The organism is Streptomyces sp. NPDC050564 (assembly GCF_044457265.1).
GTDB lineage: Bacteria > Actinomycetota > Actinomycetes > Streptomycetales > Streptomycetaceae > Streptomyces.
The window spans coordinates 56,169-81,673 of sequence record NZ_JBITGS010000007.1 but is presented as its reverse complement, the minus strand read 5'-3'; the positions used below and the strand labels follow the sequence as shown (position 1 = coordinate 81,673).

Here is a 25,505-nt window from a genome sequence, read left to right as displayed (position 1 = left end):
GCGGGTTCCCCATCGGGCAACCGCTTCCTATCGTCCGGGATCATGAGTCCCCCTGTCGCACCGCCCGGCTGGAGCCGCTGGCTCGTCCCGCCGGCCGCTCTGTCGGTCCACCTCTCCATCGGCCAGGCCTACGCCTGGAGTGTCTTCAAGCCACCGCTCGAATCCGCGCTCGGCCTCAGCGGAACCCAGAGCGCGCTGCCCTTCCAGCTCGGTATCGTCATGCTCGGTCTGTCGGCCGCGTTCGGCGGCACGCTCGTCGAGCGAAACGGACCGCGCTGGGCGATGACCGTCGCCCTCGTCTGCTTCTCCTCCGGCTTCCTGATCGCCGCCCTCGGCGCCGCCACCGAGCAGTACTGGCTGATCGTCCTCGGCTACGGCTTCGTCGGCGGGATCGGCCTCGGCATCGGCTACATCTCACCCGTCTCCACTCTGATCAAGTGGTTCCCGGACAGGCCCGGCATGGCCACCGGCATCGCGATCATGGGCTTCGGCGGCGGTGCGCTGATCGCCTCGCCGTGGTCCACGCAGATGCTGAAGTCGTTCGGTTCCGACTCCTCCGGCATCGCGCTCGCCTTCCTCGTGCACGGCCTGACGTACGCCGTCTTCATGTCGCTCGGCGTCCTGCTGGTGCGGGTGCCGCGCGGCGAGAAGCCGGTCGCGTCCGCGCCGAGCGCGCTCGACGGTGTGCAGGTCTCCGCCCGGAACGCCGTGCGCACCCCGCAGTTCTGGTGCCTGTGGGTCGTGCTCTGCATGAACGTGACCGCGGGCATCGGCATCCTGGAGAAGGCCGCGCCGATGATCACGGACTTCTTCGCGGACACCTCCACACCGGTGTCCGTCTCCGCGGCCGCCGGATTCGTCGCGCTGCTGTCGGCGGCCAACATGGCGGGTCGGATCGGCTGGTCGTCGACGTCCGACCTGATCGGGCGCAAGAACATCTACCGGGTCTATCTCGGGGTGGGCGCCCTGATGTACGCGCTCATCGCCTGGTTCGGCGATTCCTCGAAGCCTCTGTTCATCATCTGCGCGCTGGTGATCCTCTCGTTCTACGGTGGCGGATTCGCGACGATTCCCGCGTACCTGAAGGACCTCTTCGGCAGTTACCAGGTCGGAGCGATCCACGGCCGACTGCTCACCGCCTGGTCCACGGCCGGCGTCCTCGGTCCGCTGATCGTCAACTGGATCGCCGACCACCAGGAGTCGGCGGGCAAGCACGGCTCCTCCCTCTACGGCCTCTCCTTCCTGATCATGATCGGCCTGCTCGCGGTCGGCTTCGTCGCCAACGAGCTGGTACGACCCGTCCATGTCCGGCACCACATTCCCGCACCGAGGGAGGCCGTCGATGATGTCCAGCGAGAGCAGTCCGCCCAGTAGGCGGGGTCTGATCGCGTTCGCCTGGCTGTGGGTGGGCGTGCCTCTCTGCTACGGCCTGTACGAGCTGGTACTCAAGGCCAAGCAACTGTTCACGGGCTGAGGCCCGGGCAAGTGTGCTGGAGGTGTTCGGGCGTCCGAGGGTCTGACAGAAGCCGACAAGCCTGGCGTCCCATTCCTGTGGCATCACCTGCCGTCGTACCCGTGAGTCACTGATCAGACTGGTGGATCCCGCTACCCAAGGCAACGAGGGGGACCACTCATGAACGGCTCACGGATCGCCGCCGTCGGCCATTACCAGCCCGCCAAGGTACTCACCAACGAGGACCTGGCGGGCCTGGTCGACACCAGCGACGAGTGGATCAGGAGCCGGGTGGGCATCCGCACGCGCCACATCGCGGGGCCCGACGAGCCGGTCGACGAGCTGGCCGCGCACGCCGCCGCCAAGGCGCTCGCGGCGGCGGGCCTGACCCCGGGCGACATCGACCTCGTGCTGGTCGCCACGTCCACGGCCGTCGACCGCTCCCCGAACATGGCCGCGCGGGTCGCCGCCCGCCTCGGGATCCCGTCGCCGGCCGCCATGGACGTCAACGTCGTCTGCGCGGGCTTCACGCACGCCCTGGCCACCGCCGACCACGCCGTGCGGGCCGGTGCCGCGAGCCGGGCGCTGGTCATCGGCGCCGACAAGATGTCCGACGTGACGGACTGGAGCGACCGTACGACCTGTGTGCTCGTCGGCGACGGGGCCGGGGCCGCGGTGGTCGAAGCCTCCGGCGAGCCGGGGATCGGGCCCGTGCTGTGGGGCTCGGTGCCCGAGATGGGGCACGCCGTACGGATCGAGGGCACGCCCGCGCGGTTCGCCCAGGAGGGGCAGAGCGTCTACCGCTGGGCCACCACCCAGCTCCCGCCCATCGCCCGCAAGGCCTGCGAGCGCGCCGGACTCGCCCCCGAGGACCTCGCCGCGGTCGTCCTGCACCAGGCCAACCTGCGCATCATCGAGCCCCTCGCCGTGAAGATCGGCGCGGTCAACGCCGTCGTCGCGCGGGACGTCACCGACTCCGGGAACACCTCCGCCGCGAGCATCCCGCTGGCCCTCTCCAAGCTCGTCGAGCGCGGGGAGATCTCCACGGGCGACCCCGTCCTGCTCTTCGGCTTCGGCGGGAATCTGTCGTACGCGGGACAGGTGGTCCGCTGCCCGTGATCTGCTCGTACGCTCCCTGGCGAGCGTCCTGGGACGCCCGCTCGCAGGCCCCTTTGCCCGCCCTGGTGTGACGAGCCCAACTCCTGTGCCTGCCGGCGTTTGTGCGCCGTAGACTGTAGGCGAAAGACAATTCATAATTGGCTTTCATATTGCAGCGACGGCGCTGCCCAGGAGGGACCGCCATGTTGTCGACGACAGGACTGCCGCAGGGTGCCGTGCCCAAGCTCGAACGGCCCGGTCCGCTGCGCGACCGCGTCTACGAGGCGCTGCTCGAACTCATCACCACCCGCGCCCTCCAGCCGGGCCAGCACCTCGTCGAGAGCGAACTCGCCGGGCACCTCGGGGTGTCCCGGCAGCCCGTGCGCGAGGCACTGCAGCGACTCAGCACCGAGGGCTGGGTCGATCTGCGGCCCGCCCAGGGCGCGTTCGTGCACGAGCCGACCGAAGAGGAGGCGGACCAGCTCCTGACGGTCCGCACGCTCCTGGAGGCCGAGGCCGCCCGGCTCGCCGCCGCCAACGCGGGTACCGAAGCCATCACCGCGCTGGAGGCGCTCTGCGAGGAGGGCGAGCGTGCGGTGGCCGCCGACGACGTGGACGGCGCGGTCGCGATGAACGCCCGGCTCCACGCCAAGGTCATGGAGCTCGCGGGCAACACGGTGCTCGCCGAGCTGGCCGCGCAGGTCGACCGACGGGTCCGCTGGTACTACACACCGGTCGCCCGGCAGCGCGGTCACCAGTCCTGGATCGAGCACCGTGAACTGATCGCGGCGATCGCGGACCGTGACGAGCAGCGCGCCACGGCGGTCATGCGCGCCCACACGGAACACACGCGGAAGATGTACCACGAGCGGGAGAAGTAGCGGATCAGGCGAGGGTCGCCCGGGAATCGGGGCTCTCCGGAGCCTCCGCGCCGGCCCGGCACGGTGACCATCGCGCCTCCGCCCCCAGCATCGCCACCAACACACCTACCAGCGCGAGGAGTTCGGCGACCGCCGACAGGTGGATGCCGAGCAGCGCGGTGGCCAGGGTGACGGGCACCGCGGCCGCGCGGAAGCTCACCGGGAACAGCCGCAGCACGGCGCGGAACGCCACGTCACCGGCGAGGAAGAGGGCGACCCCGCCGGCGAGCGCGAGGGCGGGGCCGGTGTGCAGCTGCTCGGTGAGATGTCCGAGGGTCTTCTTCACGCCCGCCGCGAGACAGGCGATGCCGAGCAGCATGGGCAGGAAGGCGTAGTAGTACGCGTTCATCGCCAGGCGCCAGCGTCGGTCCGGCGGGGTCGCCGCGAACACGGTCTCCGCACCGTGCTCGTCACGCACGAAGTACGTCCACCACAGGGCGATCGCCAGCGCGAGCGCGAGGAAGGCCCCGCCGAACAGGTCCGCCGTCAGCGGCAGATCACCGATGCCGATACCGATCGCGATGACCGACTCGCCGAACGCGACGATCAGCAGCAGCCCGTGTCGCTCCACGAAGTGCGCTGGGTCGAGACCGCCCAACTGCGAGCGCAGAAAGGCGGCTTCACGCCCGTCCCGGCGCCGCGGACCGTGCTCCGCCAGGAAGGGCGTCACGAACTGCAGCACCAGCGCGAGCAGCCACAGTCCGTCGGCGGCGAGTCCGTCGAACAGCCCCGCCGCCGTGACCGACAGCGCGGCCAGGGAGTTCGGCACCGCGTACCAGATCACATCGCGGCCGTGGCTACGGGTGTAGAGGGCGCTGTGCACGAGCACGACGGCCAGGAAGCCGAGGCCGAAGACAACTCCGCCGTCGTCGAAGGCGCGCGGGATGGCGAGGGCGCACACCAGGAACGCGCCCATGCCCAGCATCAGGAGGAGCCGCCGCGAAGGCCGGTCGGGCGGCACCTGGTTGGTGAGATACGCGTAGGCGCCGTACATCCAGAACAGCACCACGAAGATCAGCGCGACGCGTGCCGCCGTCGCGAAGGACAGGTCGGCGGCGAGCAACACGGTGAGCTGGGTGAGCGTGAAGACGAAGACCAGGTCGAAGAAGAGCTCCAGGGTGCTGACCCTGCGTCCCGCCTCTTCCGTGGTCGTGCGTGCTGCCTCTCCCGCTGCCGGGTTCCCTGTTGCGTCCACGGTCGTGCGTCCCGCCTCTTCCGCGGTCGTGCGTCTTGCCTCGTCCTCTGCCGTGCTCATGAGTTCCCCCCGAAACCGATCGCTGCGCAGATCGTATGCAGGTGACCTCCCCCGCGGTGTGCGGACCTCCCTTTGTCCTGTGAGTGGAGAAAGTTGGCGGCAATTCGCGCGCTACTTCTTCCCACTCCGGGCAGCCGCTGCTACGTTCCCCTCGAAAGCAAGTCCGGTGAAGTGGCCGGAACTTGACGGACGCAGGCCGATTGAGGCGGGGAGGGGCTCGTGAGACGTATGACGGCACGACCCGCGAACGCGCACCAGGCCCGGCTGCTGCGCCTGTTGCGTGACGGCGGCCCCAACTCCCGGGCCCAGTTGGGCGATCAGATCGACCTCTCGCGGTCGAAGCTGGCCGTCGAGGTGGACCGGCTGCTGGACACCGGGCTCGTGGTGGCCGACGGACTCGCCGCATCCCGTGGCGGCCGCCGCTCCCACAACATCCGGCTCGCACCGGCCCTGCGCTTCCTCGGCGTCGACATCGGTGCCACCTCGATCGACGTGGCCGTGACCAACGCGGAACTGGAAGTCCTGGGGCACATCAACCAGCCCATGGACGTACGCGAGGGCCCGGTCGCCGTCTTCGAGCAAGTCCTCGCCATGGCGGCCAAGTTGAGGGCTTCGGGGCTCGCGGAAGGGTTCGACGGCGCCGGAATCGGCGTACCGGGACCCGTCCGCTTTCCCGAGGGCGTCCCGGTCGCCCCGCCGATCATGCCCGGCTGGGACGGCTTCCCGGTCCGTGAGGCGCTCAGCCAGGAACTCGGCTGTCCGGTCATGGTCGACAACGACGTGAACCTGATGGCCATGGGGGAGCAGCACGCGGGCGTCGCACGCTCCGTGGGCGACTTCCTCTGCGTCAAGATCGGCACGGGTATCGGTTGCGGCATCGTCGTCGGCGGTGAGGTCCACCGCGGTACGACGGGCAGCGCGGGCGACATCGGGCACATCCAGGCCGTGCCCGACGGGCGTCCGTGCGCCTGTGGCAACAGGGGCTGCCTGGAGGCCCACTTCAGTGGCGCCGCACTGGCGCGCGACGCCACGGAGGCGGCCCAGCAGGGCCGCTCGGCGGAACTCGCCACGCGTTTGGAGACGAACGGCGCGCTGAGCGCCGTCGACGTCGCCGCCGCGGCCGCCGCGGGCGATGCCACCGCGCTCGATCTGATCCGCGAGGGCGGCAACCGGACGGGTCAGGTCATCGCCGGACTCGTGTCGTTCTTCAACCCCGGCCTGGTGGTGATCGGCGGCGGTGTCACCGGCCTCGGCCACACGCTGCTCGCCGCCATCCGCACCCAGGTCTACCGCCAGTCGCTGCCTCTGGCGACCGGCAACCTGCCCATCGTTCTCGGGGAGTTGGGCCCGACCGCCGGCGTGATCGGCGGGGCCCGGCTGATCAGCGACCACCTGTTCTCACCCGCGTAACCACGTCATCCGTAGATCACCGGCACAGCGCCCTGCTCTGCCACGCCCTGAACACGCTTGCTCGTGTAAGCGCCCTGCCCTGCAACCGGCCCGCATGCCTGCCAAGGGGAACCGTCATGGCACCAGAACCACCGCTGCTCACCATGTCCGGCATCACCAAGTCGTTCCCCGGAGTCCGGGCCCTCGACGGCGTCGACCTCGACGTCCAGGCCGGCGAAGTGCACTGCCTGCTCGGCCAGAACGGCGCCGGAAAGTCCACGCTCATCAAGGTCCTGGCCGGCGCCCACCAGCCCGACGAGGGCACCATCGGCTGGCGTGGCGAACAAGTCACCCTCAGGTCGCCGATCGCCGCCATGCGCCTCGGTATCGCCACCATCTACCAGGAACTCGACTTGGTGGAGGGCCTGTCGGTGGCCGAGAACGTCCATCTCGGACATGAACCCACGGCCGCCGGTTTCGTCGTACGGGGGAGGGCGGCCCGGTCATCAACTGCTGTTCTGCTCAAGCGACTTGGGCATCCGGAGATCGATCCGGCGCGGCTCGTCGGGGAGCTGTCCGCGGCCCAGCAGCAGATCGTCTCGATGGCCCGGGCGCTCTCCCACGACGTACGCCTGATCGTCATGGACGAGCCGTCCGCGGCCCTCGACCCCGACGAGGTCGACAATCTTTTCCGCATCGTGGGCGATCTGACCGCGGACGGCGTCGCCGTCGTCTACATCTCGCACCGCCTCGAGGAGATCCGCCGCATCGGCGACCGGGTCACCGTGCTCAAGGACGGGCGCGCGGTGGCGGGCGGACTGCCCGCGAAGTCCACGCCGACGCGTGAGGTCGTGGCCCTGATGACGGGGCGCAATGTCGAGTACGTCTTTCCGGACCGGCCCCGGTCACGGCCACTCGGTGAGCCCGTGCTCAAGGTCCAGGGTCTGGCCCGTGTGGGGGAGTTCGCGCCACTCGACCTCGACCTGCGCCCCGGCGAGATCGTCGGCCTGGCGGGGCTCGTCGGTTCTGGGCGCTCCGAGATCCTGGAGACGATCTACGGCGCGCGGAAGCCGACGGAGGGTCGAGTCAGCGTCGACGGACGGGCGTTGCGCCCCGGCAGCGTAGGCGCCGCCGTCCGTGCCGGACTCGGCCTCGCCCCGGAGGAGCGCAAGGCGCAGGCCCTGCTGATGCTGGAGTCCGTCACCCGCAATGTGTCGGTGTCCTCCATGTCCCGCTTCGCGCACGGGGGCTGGATCGACCGGCGTGCCGAACGCGGTGCGGCGCGGGCGGCGACCCGCGAGCTGTCCCTGCGCCCCGACAACCCGTCGGTGCCCGTCCGGACGCTGTCCGGCGGCAACCAGCAGAAGGCCGTCCTGGCGCGCTGGCTGCTGCGCGGCTGCCGAGTCCTGCTCCTCGACGAACCGACCCGCGGGGTCGACGTCGGCGCCCGCGCCGAGTTGTACGCGGTCATCCGGCGGCTCGCCGACGAAGGCCTCGCCGTACTGCTGGTCTCCAGCGAAGTGCCCGAGGTGCTCGGGCTCGCCGACCGCGTCCTGGTGCTCCGCGAGGGGCGCGTCGTCCACACGGCACCCGCCCAGGAGCTCGACGAACACCGCGTACTCGACCTCGTCATGGAAGGAAGCCCCGTGGCCGGTGAACGAAGCGCCGCGGCCGGTGAAGGAAGCCCGGTGGCCAGTGAAGGGAGCCCGGCGTCGTGACGCAGCACGTATCTCCGCCCAGGGGTGACACCCCGAAAGTGTCACCGTTCAAGGAACACGCCCCGTGGCGGACGCTCGCGGCCCGCGCAGACGTCCGCACCCTCTCGCTCCTCGGCGTGCTCGTCGCCCTGATCGTCATCGGCGGCATCACCAAGCCCGACGAGTTCCTCGACACCCGCAACCTCCAACTCGTCCTCACCCAGGCCTCGGTGATCGGCGTCGTCACCGTCGGCATGACCTTCGTCATCACCTCCGGCGGCATCGATCTGTCGGTCGGCGCGATCGTCGCGCTCTCCTCGGTGTGGGCGACCACCGTCGCCACACAGGAGTACGGCTTCGCGGGCGTCCTGTTCACCGCGGTGCTCGTCGGCGTGGGCTGCGGCCTGGTCAACGGACTGCTCATCGCGTACGGCGGGATGGTCCCCTTCATCGCGACGCTCGCCATGCTCGCCTCGGCCCGCGGCCTGGCCCTCCAGATCACGGACGGCAAGACGCAGATCGTCACCATCGACGGGATCCTGAAACTCGGCGAGCGCGACTCGTACGTGCTCGGCATACCGCCCCTGGTACTCGTCTTCGCCGTCGTCACGGTCATCGGCTGGCTGATCCTCAACCGCACCACCTTCGGGCGGCGCACGGTCGCCGTCGGCGGCAACGCGGAAGCGGCACGGCTCGCCGGCATCGACGTACGACGCCAGCGGCTGTACCTCTACCTGCTCTCCGGACTGTGCTGCGGCATCGCCGCCTTCCTGCTGATCATCCTGTCCGGCTCGGGTCAGAACACCAACGGCAACCTGTACGAACTCGACGCCATCGCGGCCGCGATCATCGGCGGCACCCTGCTCAGCGGGGGGCGCGGCACCATCACCGGCTCGGTGCTCGGTGTCCTGATCTTCACGACGATCACCAACATCTTCGCGCTGAACAACCTCCAGAGCGACGTCCAGCAGATCGCCAAGGGCGCGATCATCGTCGCCGCGGTCCTGGTCCAGCGGCGCACAGCAAGCACGACCTGACACGGGAAGGGTCCACCGCCATGCCAGAACCCACGAGCCTCACGAGCCGCAGAGGACTGCTCTTCGGGACCGCCGCCGTCTCGGCCGGTGCCCTCCTCGTCGGCTGCACCAGCAATGACACCAAGGACGAGAAGACGGCCGCGAACAGCCGGCCGGCCGCCGACGACAAGCCCGGCAAGCACGTCACCATCGGCTTCGCCGGCCCACAGGCCGACCACGGCTGGCTCAACGCGATCAACGACAACGCCAAGAGCCGGGCCAAGAAGTACTCGGACGTCACCCTGGAGATCACCGAGGGCTCCAACGACACGGCCGCGCAGATCGGCCAGATCGAGACGCTGATCAACAAGAAGGTCGACGTCCTCGTCGTCCTGCCCGCCGACGGCGCGGCGCTCACCCAGGTCGGGCTCAAGGCGATGCGGGCGGGAATCCCCGTGGTCAACCTGGACCGGATCTTCAACTCGCCGCAGGCGTACCGCTGTTGGATCGGCGGGGACAACTACGGCATGGGCCTCAGCGCCGGCCACTACATCGGCGAGAAGCTCAAGGACAAGAAGAACGCCCGCGTCATCGAACTCGCCGGGCTCGACAACCTGGAGCTCACCAAGCAGCGCACCCAGGGCTTCGACGCAGCCCTGAAGAACTATCCGAACGTCAAGAAGGTCGCCCGGCAGGCCGCCGAGTTCACCGTCGAGTCCGGCCAGGCCAAGATGGCCCAACTCCTGCAGGCCCAGTCGAAGTTCGACGCACTGTGGAACCACGACGACGACCAGGGCGTGGGCGCCCTGCGCGCCATCAAGCAGGCCGGACGCGACGACTTCCTGATGGTCGGCGGCGCCGGCGCGCTCTCCGCCTTCCAGGCCATCGACGCGGACAACAGCGTCCTGAAGGCCACCGTCCTGTACCCGCCGACCATGGCCGCCTCGGCGATCGACCTCGCCCGCGCGCTCGGCCAGGGCAAGGGCATCGGCGGCCTCGCCGAGTTCGAGATCCCGGCGTCGCTCACCCTCTACTCGGCCGTCGTCGACAAGGACAACGTCCAGCAGTACATGGCCACCGGCTTCAAGTGATGCGCCCTGCCCCAGGGGCCTGTCCGGCGGACCAGCTTCCATCGGACCAGGTCACCCGGGGTCAGGCCCCACCCCCCACCGCGCCACGACGACGAGGAGGACATCCGCATGGGACAGCCGCACCAGGGCGACGAGGCCGAGAAGCCGCCATTGGGCGTGGGCATGGTCGGTTACGCCTTCATGGGCGCCGCCCACTCACAGGGCTGGCGCACCGTGGGCCACGTCTTCGACCTGCCGCGCCGTCCGGTCCTCGCCGCCGTCTGCGGCCGTGACGGACAGGCCGTGCGAGCGATGGCGGACCGGCACGGCTGGGCGGCGGCCGAGACCGACTGGCGCGCCCTGATCGCCCGCGACGACGTCGACCTCGTCGACATCTGCACCCCCGGCGACAGTCACGCGCAGATCGCCGTCGCCGCCCTGGCCGCGGGCAAGCACGTGCTGTGCGAGAAGCCCCTCGCGAACACGGTCGAGGAGGCCGTCGCGATGGCGACAGCGGCCGAAGAGGCCTTCGCACGCGGCCAGTTGGCCATGGTCGGATTCAACTACAGGCGGGTGCCCGCCACGTCGCTCGCCCGGCGGATGGTCGCCGAGGGGCGCCTGGGCACCCTGCGGCACGTCCGAGTGACGTACCTTCAGGACTGGCTGGTCGACCCGCAGTTCCCGCTGACCTGGCGCCTGCGCAAGGAATTCGCGGGATCGGGCGCGCTCGGCGACCTCGGCGCGCACATCGTCGACCTCGCGCAGTATCTGGCGGGGGAGCCGCTCGTCGGGGTCTCGGCGCTCACCGAGACGTTCGTACGGGAGCGGCCGCTGCCCGGTGGTGCGTCGAGCGGGCTGTCCGCCGTGTCGGAGACGGGCGGCACGGACGCCGGCTCCGGCTCGGACTCCGGTTCTGCTTCCGGCTCCCGCCCTGGCTCGGGCGTCGTCACCGTCGACGACGCGGCGCTCTTCAGCGCCCGCTTCGCCTCCGGCGCCCTCGCCTCCTTCGAGGCCTCCCGCTTCGCGACCGGGCGCAAGAACTCCCTGCGCATCGAACTCAACGGCGAGCGCGGCTCGTTGGCCTTCGACCTGGAACGGCTGAACGAGCTCTCGTACCACGACCACACCGAGCCCGGCGCGCACGCGGGTTTCCGACGCATCCTCGTCACCGAGCCCGACCACCCCTACCTGGACGCCTGGTGGCCGCCGGGCCACGGCCTCGGCTACGAGCACACGTTCGTGCACCAGGCCCGCGACCTCGTGCACGCCATCGCGGCCGCCCGCCCGCCGGTGCCGTCCTTCGCCGACGGGCTGCAGGTGCAGCGCGTGCTGGCGGCGGTGGAGGAGAGCGCCGAGAAGAACTCCGTCTACACACCCATCGCGGTCTGAGGAGGCCATGGGAATGCCGCGCAACTTCACGCTCTTCACCGGCCAGTGGGCCGACCTGCCCCTCGAAGAGGTCTGCCGCCTCGCCCGCGACTTCGGCTACGACGGACTCGAACTCGCCTGCTGGGGCGACCACTTCGAGGTCGACAAGGCGCTCGCCGACCCGGCGTACATCGACTCCAGGCACGCGCTCCTCGACAAGTACGGCCTCAAGTGCTGGGCGATCTCCAACCACCTCGTCGGCCAGGCCGTCTGCGACGCCATCATCGACGAGCGCCACCAGGCCATCCTGCCGGCCCGGATCTGGGGAGACGGCGAGCCCGAGGGCGTACGGCAGCGGGCCGCCGCAGAGATCGCCGACACCGCCCGCGCGGCGGCGGCCTTCGGCGTCGACACCGTCATCGGTTTCACCGGCTCGGCGATCTGGCACCTGGTCGCGATGTTCCCGCCCGCCTCCGAGTCGATGATCGAGCGCGGCTACGAGGACTTCGCGACGCGCTGGAACCCGATCCTGGACGTCTTCGACGCGCAGGGCGTGCGGTTCGCGCACGAGGTCCACCCCAGCGAGATCGCGTACGACTACTGGACCACGCACAAGGCGCTGGCGGCAGTCGGCCACCGCCAGGCCTTCGGCCTCAACTTCGACCCGTCGCACTTCGTGTGGCAGGACCTCGACCCGGTCGGCTTCCTCTACGACTTCCGTGACCGGATCTACCACGTGGACTGCAAGGAAGCCCGCAAGCGGCTCGACGGACGCAACGGCCGCCTCGGCTCGCACCTGCCCTGGGGCGATCCGCGTCGCGGCTGGGACTTCGTCTCCGCGGGCCACGGCGACGTCCCCTGGGAAGACGTCTTCCGCATGCTGCGGTCCATCGACTACGCGGGCCCCATCTCGGTCGAGTGGGAGGACGCCGGCATGGACCGGTTGCAGGGCGCACCCGAGGCCCTGACCCGCCTCAAGACATACGACTTCGAGCCGCCGTCGGCATCGTTCGACGCGGCATTCGGCGGCAACGACTAGGCCCCGTCGGAGAGTTCATCGCTTCCGGGGTGACGGCGCACCCCGGCGTATCGCACCCGCCCAGTACGACCAGCCCCTTCATGGAGGCATTTCGTGCACCCGAACGCCAGCAACAGGAAGAACACCAGCCACTCGAGACGTCCAAGACTGCGCGGGGCACTCGCCCTGCTGAGCGGCGCGCTGCTCGCGGCCGCTTCCCTCACCCTCACCGCACCTCAGGCCGGCGCAGCCGTCGCCGAGCCGAAGAGCGCGGTTGCGGCAGAGGACTTCCAGCAAGTCACTCTCGCCAAGGGCGAGCCCGAGGTCGGCGAGCCCATGTCGCTCGCCGTGCTTCCCGACCGCTCGGTTCTGCACACCTCACGCGACGGCGAACTCCGCCTCACCGATGCGGCGGGCAACACCAGGATCGCGGGCAAGCTCGACGTGTACTCGCACGACGAGGAAGGCCTGCAAGGCGTAGGCATCGACCCCGACTTCAGCACCAACCGCTACATCTACCTCTACTACGCGCCGCCCCTGAACACCCCGGCGGGCGACGCCCCGGAGACCGGCACCGCCGCCGACTTCGCGCCCTTCGACGGCGTCAACCGCCTCTCGCGGTTCGTTCTCAAGGCCGACGGCACGCTGGACAACGCCAGCGAGAAGAAGATCCTCGACGTACAGACCTCGCGCGGCATCTGCTGCCACGTCGGCGGCGACATCGACTTTGACGCGGCGGGGAACCTCTACCTCTCCACCGGGGACGACTCCAACCCCTTCCAGTCGGACGGCTTCACCCCCATCGACGAGCGCGCCGACCGCAACCCGGCCTTCGACGCCCAGCGTTCGGCCGGCAACACCAATGACCTGCGTGGCAAGATCCTGCGCATCAAGGTGAACGCCGACGGCTCGTACTCCATACCCGACGGCAACCTCTTCCCGCCCGGCACGGACAAGACCCGCCCCGAGATCTACGCGATGGGCTTCCGCAACCCGTTCCGCTTCAGCGTCGACAAGGCCACGGGCATCGTCTACGTCGGTGACTACGGCCCGGACGCGGGCGCGGCCGACCCGGCACGCGGCCCCGGCGGCCAGGTCGAGTTCGCCCGCGTGACCGGCGCCGGCAACTTCGGCTGGCCGTACTGCACGGGCAAGAACGACGCCTACGTGGACTACGACTTCGCCACGAAGGCCTCCGGCGCGAGCTTCGACTGCAACGCGCCCAAGAACAACTCGCCCCACAACACCGGTCTCACCGACCTGCCGCCGGCCCAGCCCGCCTGGATCCCGTACGACGGGGCGTCCGTCCCGGAGTTCGGCAACGGCTCCGAGTCCCCGATGGGCGGCCCGGTCTACCACTACGACGCCTCCCTCGACTCGCCGGTGAAGTTCCCGCAGGCGTACGACGGGAACTTCTTCGCCGGAGAGTTCGGCCGCCGCTGGATCAAGCGGATCGTGTCGGACGGCAGCGGCACCGTCCAGTCCATCAACTCCGTCCCGTGGACGGGCACCCAGGTGATGGACATGGCGTTCGGACCGGACGGAGCGCTGTACGTCCTCGACTACGGCACCGCCTGGTTCGGCGGCGACGAGAACTCGGGCCTCTACCGCATCGAGAACGCCACCGACGGCCATTCCCCCGTCGCCCAGGCCGCGGCCGACCACACCTCGGGACAGGCTCCGCTCAGGGTCCGCTTCTCCTCCGTCGGCTCCTCCGACGCCGACGGTGACGCCCTCACCTACAGCTGGGACTTCGGCGACGGCGGCAAGTCGACAGCGGCGAACCCGACGTACAAGTACAAGAAGAACGGCACGTACACGGCGACCGTGACGGCCAAGGACGCGAGCGGGCGCACCGGCAGCGCGAGCGTGCAGGTCGTGGTCGGCAACACCGCCCCGAAGGTGACGCTCGAACTTCCGGGGGACGGCCAGCTGTTCAGCTTCGGGGACACCGTGCCCTTCAAGGTGAAGGTGACCGACCCGGAGGACCCGACGATCGACTGCTCCAAGGTGAAGGTCAACTTCATCCTCGGCCACGACAGCCACGGCCACCTGCTGACCTCCGCCAACGGCTGCTCAGGCACCATCAACACCGGGGCGGGCAGCGGTCATGACGAGGACGCGAACATCTTCGGAGTCTTCGACGCCGAGTACACCGACGGCGGTGGCGGCGGCCAGGCCGCGCTGACCAGCCACGACCAGCACGTCGCCCAGCCCAGGCACCGCCAGGCCGAGCACTACGGCAACGCCTCGGGCATCACGGTCCAGACGAAGGCCACCGCGCACGGCGGCAAGACGGTCGGCGACATCAACAACGGCGACTGGATCTCGTTCGAGCCGTACGTCCTGAGCAATGCCACGAAGATCACGGCGCGCATCGCGTCCGCCGGATCGGGCGGCACCCTCGAGGTCCGCGCGGGCTCCTCGACCGGCCGGCTGCTGGGCACCGCGACCGTGCCGGTGACCGGGGGCTGGGACACCTTCCAGGACGTGAGCGCGGATCTCTCCGGTGCGCCGCGCGGCACGACCACGCTCTACCTCGTCTTCAAGGGGAGCGGAACAGGCGCGCTCTACGACGTGGACGACTTCACCTTCACCACGAGCTGACGGGAGGTGTGACGGGCATGCGCACATCAGCGCAGATGCTGACGGTGGGCGCCGCGGCCGCTCTGCTCATCGGCTGTGTGTCGGGACCGGCGGCCTCCAAGGGAGCCGACGAGAGCCGGGTCCTGGTCTTCTCCAAGACCGCCGGCTTCCGGCACGACTCGATCCCGGAAGGGATCGCGGCCGTACGTGAGTTGGGGGCGACCGGCGGTTTCGCGGTCGACGCCACCGAGGACGCGGGCGCTTTCACCCCGAAGAACCTCGCCCGCTACGACGCCGTGGTGTTCCTTTCCACCACCGGTGACGTCCTCGACGACACCCAACAGACCGCCTTCGAGCGGTACATCAAGCGGGGCGGCGGCTATGTGGGCATCCACGCGGCCGCCGACACCGAGTACGACTGGGCCTTCTACGGCGGTCTCGCGGGCGCGTACTTCCAGTCGCACCCCGCGATCCAGCCCGCGACGGTCGACGTCGAGGACCGGGCGCACCCGGCGACCTCGGAGCTGCCGAAGGCCTGGGACCGCACGGACGAGTGGTACAACTACCGCTCCAATCCACGAGACCGGGCCCACGTCCTGGCCTCGCTCGACGAGTCGTCTTACACCGGCGGCACGATGAGCGGCGACCATCCGATCGCCTGGTGCCAGGAGTACCGGGGCGGCCGCGCCTTCTACACCGGGGGCGGCCACACCAAGGAGTCCTACGCCGAACCGGCCTTCCGCAAGCACCTGTTGGGCGGCATCCGGTACGCCATCGGTGACGCACAGGCCGACTGCCGCCCGGAGAACGGCTACCGGCCGCTCTTCGACGGCACGGCCGAGTCGCTGGCTGCGTGGAAACAGGCGGGACCGGGTTCGTTCTCGCTGTCGGACGACGGCACGCTGACGTCGAACGGCGGTCTGGGGATGCTCTGGTACGCCGGCTCGGGCTCCGGCTCCGCTGCGGACTCCGGTTCCGCCGCGGGCTTCGGCTCGTACTCGCTGAAGCTGGACTGGAAGGTGGCCGGGGACGACAACTCCGGTGTCTTCGTGGGCTTCCCGGCCTCCGACGACCCCTGGTCGGCCGTGAACAACGGCTACGAGATCCAGATCGACGCGACCGACACCCCCGATCGCACCACGGGGGCCGTGTACAGCTTCCAGTCCGCCGACATCGACAAGCGCGACCGGGCGCTGAACCCGCCGGGGGAGTGGAACACGTACGAGATCCGCGTGGAGGGCGAACGGCTCCGCGTCTGGCTCAACGGCGTGAAGATCAACGATTTCACCAACACCGATCCGGCACGGAGCCTGCGCGACGGGCACGTCGGCATCCAGAACCACGGAGCCGACGACGAGGTGTCCTTCCGCGACGTGCGGATCAAGGAACTGCCCTCGAAGCCCATGGCGTACCGGGCTTCGCCGGGCGACTGAGCGGCGGCGGGCGGGAGGCGCCGTACCCCCGCCCGCCGTCTCGCCCCTCCCGGGAGACGAATCTCCCGGCTGGTGCAACTCCCGGCTGATGAATCTCCTGACTGACGTACGACAAGGAGGCTGCCCATGTCCGCGTCCCTTTCCGATTCCCGGGTGGGGGTGTGGTTGATCGGAGCACGCGGCTCCGTCGCCACCACCGTCATCGCGGGCTGCGCGGCCGTCACCGCCGGGCTGCACGTCCCCACAGGCATGGTCACCGAGACCGATCTCTTCGCCGACTGCGACCTGCCCGCGCTGTCGTCCCTCGTCTTCGGCGGCCACGACACGGTGGGATGTCCGCTCCCGAAGCGGGCGGAGGCCCTGGTCGCCGCTGGCGTGCTCCCGCACGGCCTCCCCTCGGCGATCGCGGCCGAACTGGAAGCAGCCGACCGGGAGATCCGCCCGGGTGGGCCCGTCCCCGGCGACACCCGCGACCAGGCCGACCTCGTGGACGCCTTCGCCACGGACATACGGGACTTCGTACGCCGCTGTGGCCTGACCCGGGCGGTGGTGGTGAACGTGGCCTCCACGGAGCCGGCTCCCGCCGGGACCGTGCTTCCTCCCAGCTCGCTGTACGCGGCAGCGGCGCTGCGGGCGGGCTGTCCGTACGTGAACTTCACCCCCTCCACGGGCCTGCACCACCCGGCCCTTGCGACCTTGGCCGAGTCCAGCGGGCTGCCCTACGCGGGGCGCGACGGCAAGACCGGCCAGACACTGCTCCGGTCGGTGCTCGGTCCGATGTTCGCCCAGCGCGCGCTGACGGTTCGTGCCTGGTCCGGCACCAATCTCCTGGGCGGCGGCGACGGAGCCGCCCTCGCCGACCCGGCAGCCGCCGCGGCGAAGAACGCCGGCAAGGAGCGCGTACTCGCGGACACCCTGGGCGCGGCCCCCGAGGGCGAGACCCACATCGACGACGTACCTTCCCTGGGCGACTGGAAGACCGCCTGGGATCACATCGCCTTCGACGGCTTCCTCGGCACGCGCATGATTCTCCAGACCACCTGGCAGGGCTGCGACTCCGCACTCGCGGCCCCACTCGTCCTCGACCTCGCCCGCCTGGCGACCCGCGCCCACGAGACCGGCCTCACCGGCCCGCTGAGCGAACTCGGCTTCTACTTCAAGGACCCGATGGGGGAGGGCCCCTCGGCCCTGGGCGAGCAGTACGCGGCACTGGCGGGGTTCGCGGGACGCCTTCGGGGACTTGTTGGGGAGGGCCGGTGAGGTTGTGGAGGACTGGGGCGGTTGCGGGGGTCTCGTCGGCTGTGTCGACTGTGGCGAGCGAGGTGGCCGGGTTGGCCAAGGGGAGCGCGCTGGTCGGGGTGGCCGGGGCGAGCGCGTCGGCCGGGGCGAGTGGGTCGGCCAGGTTGGCTGGGGCGAGCGCGTCGGCCGGGGTGCCCGGGGCGACTGGGTCGGCCGGGTCGGTCAGGGTGAGCGCGTCGGCCAGGTTGGGCCCGAGGGCGCGGGCGAAAGCCTGGGCCTGGGCTGAGCTTCTGCGGCTGCCCGCCCTGTTCACCGTCCCCGGAGACGCTCTCGCGGGGGCCGCCGCCGTAGGCGCCCGCCCGAACTCCCGCACGCTGCTCGCCATCGGTTCCTCCCTCTGCCTGTACGAGGCGGGCATGGCACTGAACGACTGGGCCGACCGAGCCGAGGACGCCGTGGAACGCCCGCATCGTCCGCTGCCCTCCGGCCGCATACGCCCGGCTTCGGCACTCGCTGCGGCCGGAGCCCTGACCGCGGCGGGCCTCGCCCTGGCGGCCCGCGCGGGCCGTTCCTCCCTCGCGGTCGCCGCGCCCCTTGCGGCCACCGTCTGGGCGTACGACCTCACGCTCAAACGAACCCCCGCCGGATCTGTCGCGATGGCCACTGCGCGCGGCCTGGACGTACTCCTCGGCGCCGCGGCGACCGCTGATACCGCTCACAGCCGGGACCGGCACCTGCGCCTGGCGGCCACCGGACGGGCCGCCCCGGGCCGGGACGTGACCCGCCGCGCGATGGTCGGTTCTCGCCCCGCCCGCTGCGCCCTCCCCTCTGCCCTCACCCTGGCCGTCCACACCCTCGCGGTGACGACGGTGTCCCGCGGCGAGACGCAGGGCGGTTCGCCAGTGGCACCGCTGGCCGCGCTGGCCACGACGGGTGCGCTGGCCTGGGGGCTGGCGAACGGTCGGGCAGACACGGGCCGGTGCGCTGCCGACGTCCCAACAGCCATGCAAACAGGGCGTGTTGACACCTCGACGGGCATGGGCGTGGGCACCGGTACCGGCAAGGCGGGCGTGGGCTCCGGCGTGAGACTCGGCCCAGCACGCGGCGCCGCTCCTGCCCCCGGCCCCTTCCGGGACCCCGTGTCGGACACGCTGCGCGCAGCCCTCACCCTCGCTTACGCGGCGACCTCCGCCCACCCGCTCTTCCACGCCGCCCTGAACCCCTCACCCCCGCTCACCCAACGAGCCGTCGGCGGCGGTATCCGCGCCATGATCCCGCTCCAGGCCACCCTCGCCGCCCGCGCGGGCGCCCCCGTCACCGCCTTGCTGACCGCCGCGCTAGCCCCAGCCGCCCGCACGTTCGCGAGGAAGGTGAGCGTCACATGATTCCGAGCCCACGCACAGCCGCCCACACGCGCCCCGCCACAGCCCCCGGGCCCCTCCGCTTCGGCTATGGCACCAACGGCCTCACCGACCTCCGACTCGACGACACCCTCGCACTCCTCGCCGACCTCGGCTACGACGGCGTAGGTCTGACCCTCGACCACATGCACCTGGATCCGCTCGCCCCGGACCTGGCAGCCCGCACCGGGAAGGTGGCCGGCAGGCTGGCGGCGCTCGGTCTGGGTGTCACGGTCGAGACCGGTGCCCGCTATGTCCTCGACCCACGGCGCAAACACGGCCCTTCGCTCCTCGACCCCGCCCCGGACGACCGCGCGCGCCGCGTCGGCCTGCTCCTCCGGGCCGTCCAGGTCGCCGCCGACCTCGGCGCCCACGCCGTGCACTGCTTCAGCGGAGTCACCCCGGTCGGCACGGACGAGGACACCGCGTGGAAGCGGCTGGCCGAGGCACTCGGCCCCGTGCTGGACGCCGCCACCCGCGCCGGCGTCCCCCTCGCCGTCGAGCCCGAACCCGGCCACCTCCTCGCCACCCTCGCCGACTTCCACCGCCTGCGCCGAACACTCGGCGACCCGGCCGCCCTCGGACTCACCCTCGACATCGGCCACTGCCAGTGCCTCGAACCCCTGCCTCCCGCCGATTGCGTACGCGCCGCCGCCCCATGGCTGCGTCACGTCCAGATCGAGGACATGCGTCGCGGCATCCATGAGCACCTCCCGTTCGGGGACGGGGAGATCGACTTCCCGCCCGTACTCGAAGCCCTGGCCACCACCGGCTACCAGGCCCTGACCGTCGTCGAACTGCCCCGCCACTCCCATGCGGGCCCCCACTTCGCCGCACAGTCCCTTCCGTTCCTCCACCGCGCGGCCCGGGCGATCCCCGAGGGCCCCGAAGGGAGAACCCCGTGAACGACCCGCACCGAGCCCAGCACAGCCAGGGCAGCCACGACGTCCATGGCACCCGACGCCAGGCCGGCCATCGCGCCCAGCCCGGCCTCGCCGCGCTGCGTGCCCGCCTGAACACCCATCTCGGCGGAGCGGCTCGCGCCTGGCTCGACCAGGCCCTCGACGAGGCGGCGGCCCACCCGGGCACCCACGGCCCCATCTCCGTCTGGGAGTTGCGGATCGCCGAGGCCGGGCGCCGGTGCGGGCCCGAGTACGCCGACGCCGCCCGCGTACTCCTCCTGCACGCCGCCCGCGCCGATCAGGAAGCCCTCGCCCGCGTCTACCGCCAGGGCACCGCCGCCGAACGGCGAGCCGTCCTGCACGCCCTGCCGCACCTCGTGCCAGGACCCGACGCGCTGCCTCTCGTCGAGGACGCCCTGCGCACCAACGACACCCGACTCGTCGCAGCCGCCGTCGGCCCGTACGCGGCCCTGCACCTGGACCCCCACAACTGGCGCCACGCCGTCCTGAAGTGCCTTTTCACCGGCGTCCCCGTCGACGAGGTGGCCGAGCTGCCCGGGCGCGCCCACGCCGACGCCGAGCTCGCCCGCATGCTCGGCGACTACGCCGACGAACGCGCCGCCGCGGGCCGTCCCGTACCCGAGGACCTGTACCGCGTCCTGGCCCTGACCGAGGCCACGGCCACCCCCACCGGCACGTCCGGCCGCCCCGGCACGTCCGGCCGCCCCGGCACGTCCCGAAGCCCCGGCGCCCCCGGCACGTCCGGCACCTCCGGCAAGGAGTCCTGATGCGCATCTTCGACCCCCACATCCATATGACGTCACGGACCACCGACGACTACGAGGCCATGCACGCCGCGGGCGTCCGCGCCGTCGTCGAGCCCTCCTTCTGGCTCGGCCAGCCCCGCACCTCACCCGCCTCCTTCCTCGACTACTTCGACTCGCTTCTCGGCTGGGAACCCTTCCGCGCCGCCCAGTACGGCATCGCCCATCACTGCACGCTCGCCCTGAATCCCAAGGAAGCGAACGACCCCCGCTGCGTCCCGGTCCTCGACGAGTTGCCCCGCTATCTCGTCAAGGACCAGGTCGTGGCCGTGGGCGAGATCGGCTTCGACTCGATGACCCCCGCCGAGGACATCGCGCTCGCCGCCCAGCTGCAGCTCGCCGCCGATCACGGGCTGCCCGCGCTCGTCCACACCCCGCACCGCGACAAACTGGCCGGCCTGCGCCGCACACTGGACGCCGTCCGTGAGTCCGCACTGTCCCCGGAGCGGGTCCTCGTCGACCACCTCAACGAGACCACCGTCAAGGAGGCCAAGGACAGCGGCTGCTGGCTGGGCTTCTCCGTCTATCCGGACACCAAGATGGACGAGGAGCGGATGGTCGCGGTCCTGCGGGAGTACGGGCCGGAGCAGGTGCTCGTCAACTCGGCCGCGGACTGGGGGAGAAGCGATCCTCTCAAGACCCGTCTGGTGGGAGAGGCCCTGCTGAAGGCTGGGTTCACCGACGACGAGGTCGACCGGGTGCTGTGGCGCAACCCCGTGGCCTTCTACGGGCTCAGCGGACGGCTGTCTCTCGACGTGACCGGCACCGACGCGACCCACGAAGGCAACACCATCCTCCGCGGCGGGGAGTGAGCCATGCGTTTCCGCCACCCCGACGGCTCCACCGTCCACCTCGCCTATTGCACCAACGTCCACCCGGCCGAGACTCTCGACGGCGTCCTCGCCCAGCTCCGCGACCACTGCGAACCCGTCCGCCGACGCCTGGGACGAGACCGCCTCGGCATCGGACTGTGGCTCGCCAAGGACGCCGCTCGCACCCTGGTCGGCGACCCGTCCGCGCTGCGCGGCCTGCGCACCGAACTCGACCGCCGTGGCCTCGAGGTGGTCACCCTCAACGGCTTCCCGTACGAAGGCTTCGGCGCCGAAGAGGTCAAGTACCGCGTCTACAAGCCGGACTGGGCAGACCCGGAGCGGCTCGCCCACACGACCTCCCTGGCGCGCGTCCTCGCCCAGCTCCTTCCCGACGACGTCACCGAGGGCAGCATCTCCACACTGCCCCTCGCCTGGCGCACGGCGTACGACGGCGAGCGGGCGGCGACCGCCCACACCGCACTGAGCACGCTGGCCGAACGCCTGGACGCCCTGCACGAACTCACCGGCCGCTCCATCCGCGTCGGCATCGAGCCGGAACCCGGCTGCATTGTCGAGACCACCACCGACGCCCTCGCCCCGCTCACCGCGATCGGCCACGACCGCATCGGCATCTGTGTCGACACCTGCCACCTCGCCACCTCCTTCGAAGACCCGCACCACGCCCTGGACGCGCTCGCGCAGGCCCGCGTCCCCGTCGTCAAATCGCAGCTCTCAGCCGCCCTGCACGCCGAACACCCCCATCTCCCCGAAGTCCGCACCGCCCTCGCCGCCTTCGACGAACCCCGCTTCCTGCACCAGACCCGCAACCGGACATCCGCCGGCCTGCGTGGCACCGACGATCTCGGCGAAGCCCTGGCGGGGGACGCCCTGCCCGACGCCTCCCCATGGCGCGCCCACTTCCACGTCCCGCTGCACGCGGCCCCCGCCGCGCCCCTCACTTCCACACTCCCCGTACTCCGGGCCGCGCTCGCCCACCTCGTCGGCGGCCCGCACCCGCTCACCCGCCACCTGGAGGTCGAGACCTACACCTGGCAGGCCCTCCCGCCAGAGCTGCGCCCCCGCGCCCGCGCCCAGCTCGCCGACGGCATCGCCGCCGAACTCACGCTCGCCCGGGACCTGTTGACCGACCTCGGCCTCAAGGAGCTGCCGTGAACCAGCCATCGGCCCCGACAGCCCAGCCCGAGCACGCCGCCGAGCAACCCCGTCCCACCCCTCTCCTCGTCCTGGACGTCGTAGGCCTCACCCCCCGTCTCCTCGACCACATGCCGCACCTCAAGGCCCTCGGCCAGTCCGGCTCCCGTGCGCCGCTCGGCACCGTCCTGCCCGCCGTCACCTGCGCGGCCCAGTCCACCTTCCTCACCGGCACCCACCCCGCCGAGCACGGCATCGTCGGCAACGGCTGGTACTTCCGCGAGCTCGGCGACGTACTCCTGTGGCGTCAGCACAACGGCCTGGTGTCCGGAGACAAGCTGTGGGACGCCGCGCGGCGCGCGCACCCCGGCTACACGGTCGCCAATATCTGCTGGTGGTACGCCATGGGCGCCGACACCGACATCACCGTCACTCCCCGTCCCGTCTACTACGCCGACGGCCGCAAGGAACCCGACTGCTACACCCGGCCCCCGGCCCTGCACGACGAACTCACCGAGGAATTGGGCACGTTCCCCCTCTTCCACTTCTGGGGTCCCGGTGCCGACCTCGTCTCCAGCCGCTGGATCATCGACGCGACCCGCCACATCAACCGCACCCGCCGGCCGGACCTGACCCTCTGCTACCTCCCTCACCTCGACTACGACCTGCAGCGCTTCGGCCCCGACGACCCGCGCTCCCTCCAGGCGGCCGCGGACCTCGACACGGCCATGGCTCCGCTCCTCGACGACGCCAGGGCCGAAGGCCGTACCGTCGTCGCGCTGTCCGAGTACGGCATCACGCGCGCGGACCGCCCCGTCGACATCAACCGCGCCCTGCGCCGCGCCGGACTCCTCGAAGTGCACACGCAGGACGGCATGGAGTACCTCGATCCGATGGCCTCCCGTGCCTTCGCGGTCGCCGACCACCAGATCGCCCATGTCTATGTGCGACGGCCCGAGGACCTGGAGACCACGAAGGCGGCGCTCGCCGACCTGCCCGGCATCGAGCAACTCCTCGACGACGAGGGCAAGAAGATCCATCACCTCGACCATCCGCGCTCCGGCGAACTCGTCGCCGTCGCGGAGCCGGACGCCTGGTTCACGTACTACTACTGGCTCGACGACGCCCACGCGCCCGACTTCGCGCAGCTCGTCGAGATCCACCGCAAACCCGGCTACGACCCGGTCGAACTCTTCATGGATCCCCTCGACCCCTACGTCAAGGTGAAGGCGGCCACGGCTCTGGCCCGCAAGAAGCTCGGCATGCGCTACCGCATGGCGGTCGTGCCCCTGGACCCCTCACCTATTCGCGGCAGCCACGGCCGCCTCCCCCTGAGCGACGACGAAGGTCCGCTCATCATCTGCTCCACCCCCCGCGCAGTCACCGGCCGCGTCGCGGCCACCGAAGTGAAATCCCTGCTGCTCGACCTGGCCGGCCTCACCTGACGAGGTCTGACAAGCCGTGACGAGCGACTACAGAAAGTGAAACACACGCCACTGACAACGCGTCCGGCGAGCGCTCGGCAGGCCTCCGACCCGGGCACGAGCAGCAGACCTCCCGGCACCCGCCACCGCTGAACACCGATCCGAAAGAGAGAAACCGTGACCGCGTTCAACGACGAATCCGTAACCGGCGACGCCCTGCGTCGCACTCTCGGCGTCAGCCGTCGCCGCTTCCTCAGCACCTGCACCGCCGCCGCGACCGCCGCGATCGCCGCCCCCGTCCTCGGCGCCTCACCGGCCCTGGCCCAGGACCAGGGCAGAGGCTACGACTACGGCGGCGACGTTCTCGTCCCCGCGGACAAGCGCGGCATCATCCTCTACACCGTCCGGGACGCGACGGGCCGCGACCCGCTCGCCACCGATCTGCCCTCCGGTTTCCGCGAGGTCTTCCAGCAGCTCTCGCGATTCGGCTACCGCCAGGTGGAGTTCGCCGGATACGGGCAGCACGCCAACGCCCCGGGCGGAGCGAACCTGGAGTCCGTGGAGGGTGCCAAGCTGCTGCGCTCCTGGCTCGACGAGTACGGGCTGCGGGCCCAGGGCAACCACGGCTTCATACCGCCGTCCTGGCCCTTCACGACGGCCGACCTGGACACCTTCAAGAAGCACCTGGAGATCGCCAACATCCTCGGCATGGCGCACATGGGCACCGGTGGCGACCCCACCGGCAGCGCCTACCGCGCCGACTGGGACGTGGCCGCGGACAAGTGGAACGCACTCGGCGAGATCGCCCGCCGTGAGGGCATCAAGCTGTACACCCACAACCACGACGCGGCGTACGGCTTCCTGCTCGACGGCGGTCCGCTGGACGCGCAGGGCCATCCCACCCGCAGCTCCGGCATCCGCAAGCTGGAGTACTTCCTCACGATCACCGACCCGAAGGTGGTCTGGCTGGAGATGGACATCTTCTGGGCGCACGTGGCCCAGTACAAGTTCCATACGTACACGGCCCACGACGGCTCCACGCAGGAGAACGTCTTCGATCCCGCGGGGCTCGTCGTCCGCCACAACAAGCGCTACCCGCTCTTCCACGCCAAGGACGGCACCGTCAACACCACGAACGGCATGGGGTACGACATGGTGCCGTTCGGCACCGGTGTCATCGACTACACCACGTTCTTCTCACGCGTCGGCGCGCGGAACTACCACAACCCGATGGTCGAGCAGGACAACGCTCCGAGCGCCACCGACCTGGGGCAGTCGCTGAAGCACGCGAAGATCGGTTATGACAATCTCGCGGCCCTCCGCAAGAAGCGCCACCAGTCCTGACCAACGGATGAGGCGGGCCGCCCCCCCCCCCCGCGGGGGGGGGGGGGGCCCCCCCACCGGGCGAGGGTCATCGCCATGGCCGAGCACAACTAGAGGCGAAGCGGG

21 protein-coding genes are annotated in these 25,505 nt (G+C 70.7%); 20 read left to right on the top strand and 1 reads right to left on the bottom strand.

Going from position 1 to position 25,505, the window contains the following annotated elements; translation table 11 throughout:
• The first annotated feature begins 42 nt into the window (after positions 1-42).
• The 4 genes from ACIBK0_RS13200 to ACIBK0_RS13185 all read left to right on the top strand — a co-directional run bounded on the left by ACIBK0_RS13200 (position 43) and on the right by ACIBK0_RS13185 (position 3,432).
• Positions 43-1,374 carry an OFA family MFS transporter gene (locus ACIBK0_RS13200; RefSeq protein WP_399078851.1) on the top strand — a complete coding sequence of 444 codons (1,332 nt, stop codon included), beginning with the start codon at positions 43-45 and terminating at the stop codon, positions 1,372-1,374.
• Positions 1,343-1,474: a hypothetical protein gene (locus ACIBK0_RS13195; RefSeq protein ID WP_399078849.1), complete on the top strand. Its 132-nt coding sequence runs from the start codon at positions 1,343-1,345 to the stop codon at positions 1,472-1,474. The genes ACIBK0_RS13200 and ACIBK0_RS13195 overlap by 32 nt, the downstream gene beginning before the upstream one ends.
• Before the next feature lie 159 nt (positions 1,475-1,633).
• Positions 1,634-2,572 (top strand): beta-ketoacyl-ACP synthase III, encoded by a 939-nt coding sequence (locus ACIBK0_RS13190; RefSeq protein ID WP_399078847.1) that lies wholly within the window; start codon positions 1,634-1,636, stop codon positions 2,570-2,572.
• A 182-nt stretch (positions 2,573-2,754) separates the two neighbouring features.
• Complete coding sequence (locus ACIBK0_RS13185; protein WP_399078846.1) at positions 2,755-3,432, top strand: GntR family transcriptional regulator; 678 nt, start codon at positions 2,755-2,757, stop codon at positions 3,430-3,432.
• Between the two features lie 4 nt (positions 3,433-3,436).
• On the opposite strand, the gene ACIBK0_RS13180 is transcribed toward ACIBK0_RS13185, so the two are convergent.
• Entirely contained in the window at positions 3,437-4,726 is a 1,290-nt protein-coding gene (locus tag ACIBK0_RS13180) for a low temperature requirement protein A (RefSeq protein WP_399078844.1), read from the bottom strand.
• A 228-nt stretch (positions 4,727-4,954) separates the two neighbouring features.
• On the opposite strand from ACIBK0_RS13180, the gene ACIBK0_RS13175 reads away from it, so the two are divergent.
• From ACIBK0_RS13175 to ACIBK0_RS13100, 16 genes are all read left to right on the top strand, one after another.
• Complete coding sequence (locus ACIBK0_RS13175) at positions 4,955-6,136, top strand: ROK family protein (protein WP_399079272.1); 1,182 nt, start codon at positions 4,955-4,957, stop codon at positions 6,134-6,136.
• Positions 6,137-6,252: 116 nt separating this feature from the next.
• On the top strand, positions 6,253-7,833 hold the full coding sequence (locus ACIBK0_RS13170; protein WP_399078842.1) for a sugar ABC transporter ATP-binding protein: 1,581 nt from the start codon (positions 6,253-6,255) through the stop codon (positions 7,831-7,833).
• Entirely contained in the window at positions 7,830-8,849 is a 1,020-nt protein-coding gene (locus ACIBK0_RS13165) for an ABC transporter permease (RefSeq protein WP_399078840.1), read from the top strand. The genes ACIBK0_RS13170 and ACIBK0_RS13165 overlap by 4 nt, the downstream gene beginning before the upstream one ends.
• A gap of 20 nt (positions 8,850-8,869) precedes the next feature.
• The gene (locus tag ACIBK0_RS13160; protein WP_399078838.1) at positions 8,870-9,919 is read left to right on the top strand and encodes a substrate-binding domain-containing protein; all 1,050 of its coding nucleotides are present in this window, start codon (positions 8,870-8,872) and stop codon (positions 9,917-9,919) included.
• A gap of 108 nt (positions 9,920-10,027) precedes the next feature.
• The gene (locus tag ACIBK0_RS13155; protein WP_399078836.1) at positions 10,028-11,287 is read left to right on the top strand and encodes a Gfo/Idh/MocA family protein; all 1,260 of its coding nucleotides are present in this window, start codon (positions 10,028-10,030) and stop codon (positions 11,285-11,287) included.
• Between the two features lie 13 nt (positions 11,288-11,300).
• The gene (locus ACIBK0_RS13150) at positions 11,301-12,305 is read left to right on the top strand and encodes a sugar phosphate isomerase/epimerase family protein (RefSeq protein WP_399078834.1); all 1,005 of its coding nucleotides are present in this window, start codon (positions 11,301-11,303) and stop codon (positions 12,303-12,305) included.
• Between the two features lie 93 nt (positions 12,306-12,398).
• Entirely contained in the window at positions 12,399-14,891 is a 2,493-nt protein-coding gene (locus ACIBK0_RS13145) for a PQQ-dependent sugar dehydrogenase (RefSeq protein ID WP_399078832.1), read from the top strand.
• 17 nt (positions 14,892-14,908) lie between these two features.
• Positions 14,909-16,303, top strand: a complete 1,395-nt coding sequence (locus tag ACIBK0_RS13140) for a ThuA domain-containing protein (RefSeq protein ID WP_399078829.1) — start codon at positions 14,909-14,911, stop codon at positions 16,301-16,303.
• Between the two features lie 126 nt (positions 16,304-16,429).
• Positions 16,430-17,563, top strand: a complete 1,134-nt coding sequence (locus ACIBK0_RS13135) for an inositol-3-phosphate synthase (RefSeq protein WP_399078827.1) — start codon at positions 16,430-16,432, stop codon at positions 17,561-17,563.
• 206 nt (positions 17,564-17,769) lie between these two features.
• Entirely contained in the window at positions 17,770-18,927 is a 1,158-nt protein-coding gene (locus ACIBK0_RS13130) for an SCO3242 family prenyltransferase (protein ID WP_399078825.1), read from the top strand.
• Positions 18,924-19,847: a sugar phosphate isomerase/epimerase family protein gene (locus tag ACIBK0_RS13125; protein WP_399078823.1), complete on the top strand. Its 924-nt coding sequence runs from the start codon at positions 18,924-18,926 to the stop codon at positions 19,845-19,847. The genes ACIBK0_RS13130 and ACIBK0_RS13125 overlap by 4 nt, the downstream gene beginning before the upstream one ends.
• Entirely contained in the window at positions 19,844-20,632 is a 789-nt protein-coding gene (locus tag ACIBK0_RS13120; protein ID WP_399078820.1) for an EboA domain-containing protein, read from the top strand. Before ACIBK0_RS13125 ends, ACIBK0_RS13120 begins: the two co-directional genes overlap by 4 nt.
• Positions 20,632-21,480 carry a TatD family hydrolase gene (locus ACIBK0_RS13115; protein WP_399078818.1) on the top strand — a complete coding sequence of 283 codons (849 nt, stop codon included), beginning with the start codon at positions 20,632-20,634 and terminating at the stop codon, positions 21,478-21,480. The genes ACIBK0_RS13120 and ACIBK0_RS13115 overlap by 1 nt, the downstream gene beginning before the upstream one ends.
• Positions 21,481-21,483: 3 nt before the next feature.
• Positions 21,484-22,653: a metabolite traffic protein EboE gene (gene eboE, locus ACIBK0_RS13110; protein WP_399078816.1), complete on the top strand. Its 1,170-nt coding sequence runs from the start codon at positions 21,484-21,486 to the stop codon at positions 22,651-22,653.
• Positions 22,650-24,077, top strand: coding sequence for a nucleotide pyrophosphatase/phosphodiesterase family protein (locus tag ACIBK0_RS13105; RefSeq protein WP_399078814.1), 1,428 nt, complete (start codon positions 22,650-22,652; stop codon positions 24,075-24,077). The genes eboE and ACIBK0_RS13105 overlap by 4 nt, the downstream gene beginning before the upstream one ends.
• A gap of 156 nt (positions 24,078-24,233) precedes the next feature.
• Positions 24,234-25,400, top strand: coding sequence for a sugar phosphate isomerase/epimerase family protein (locus ACIBK0_RS13100; RefSeq protein ID WP_399078811.1), 1,167 nt, complete (start codon positions 24,234-24,236; stop codon positions 25,398-25,400).
• Positions 25,401-25,505 lie beyond the last annotated feature (105 nt).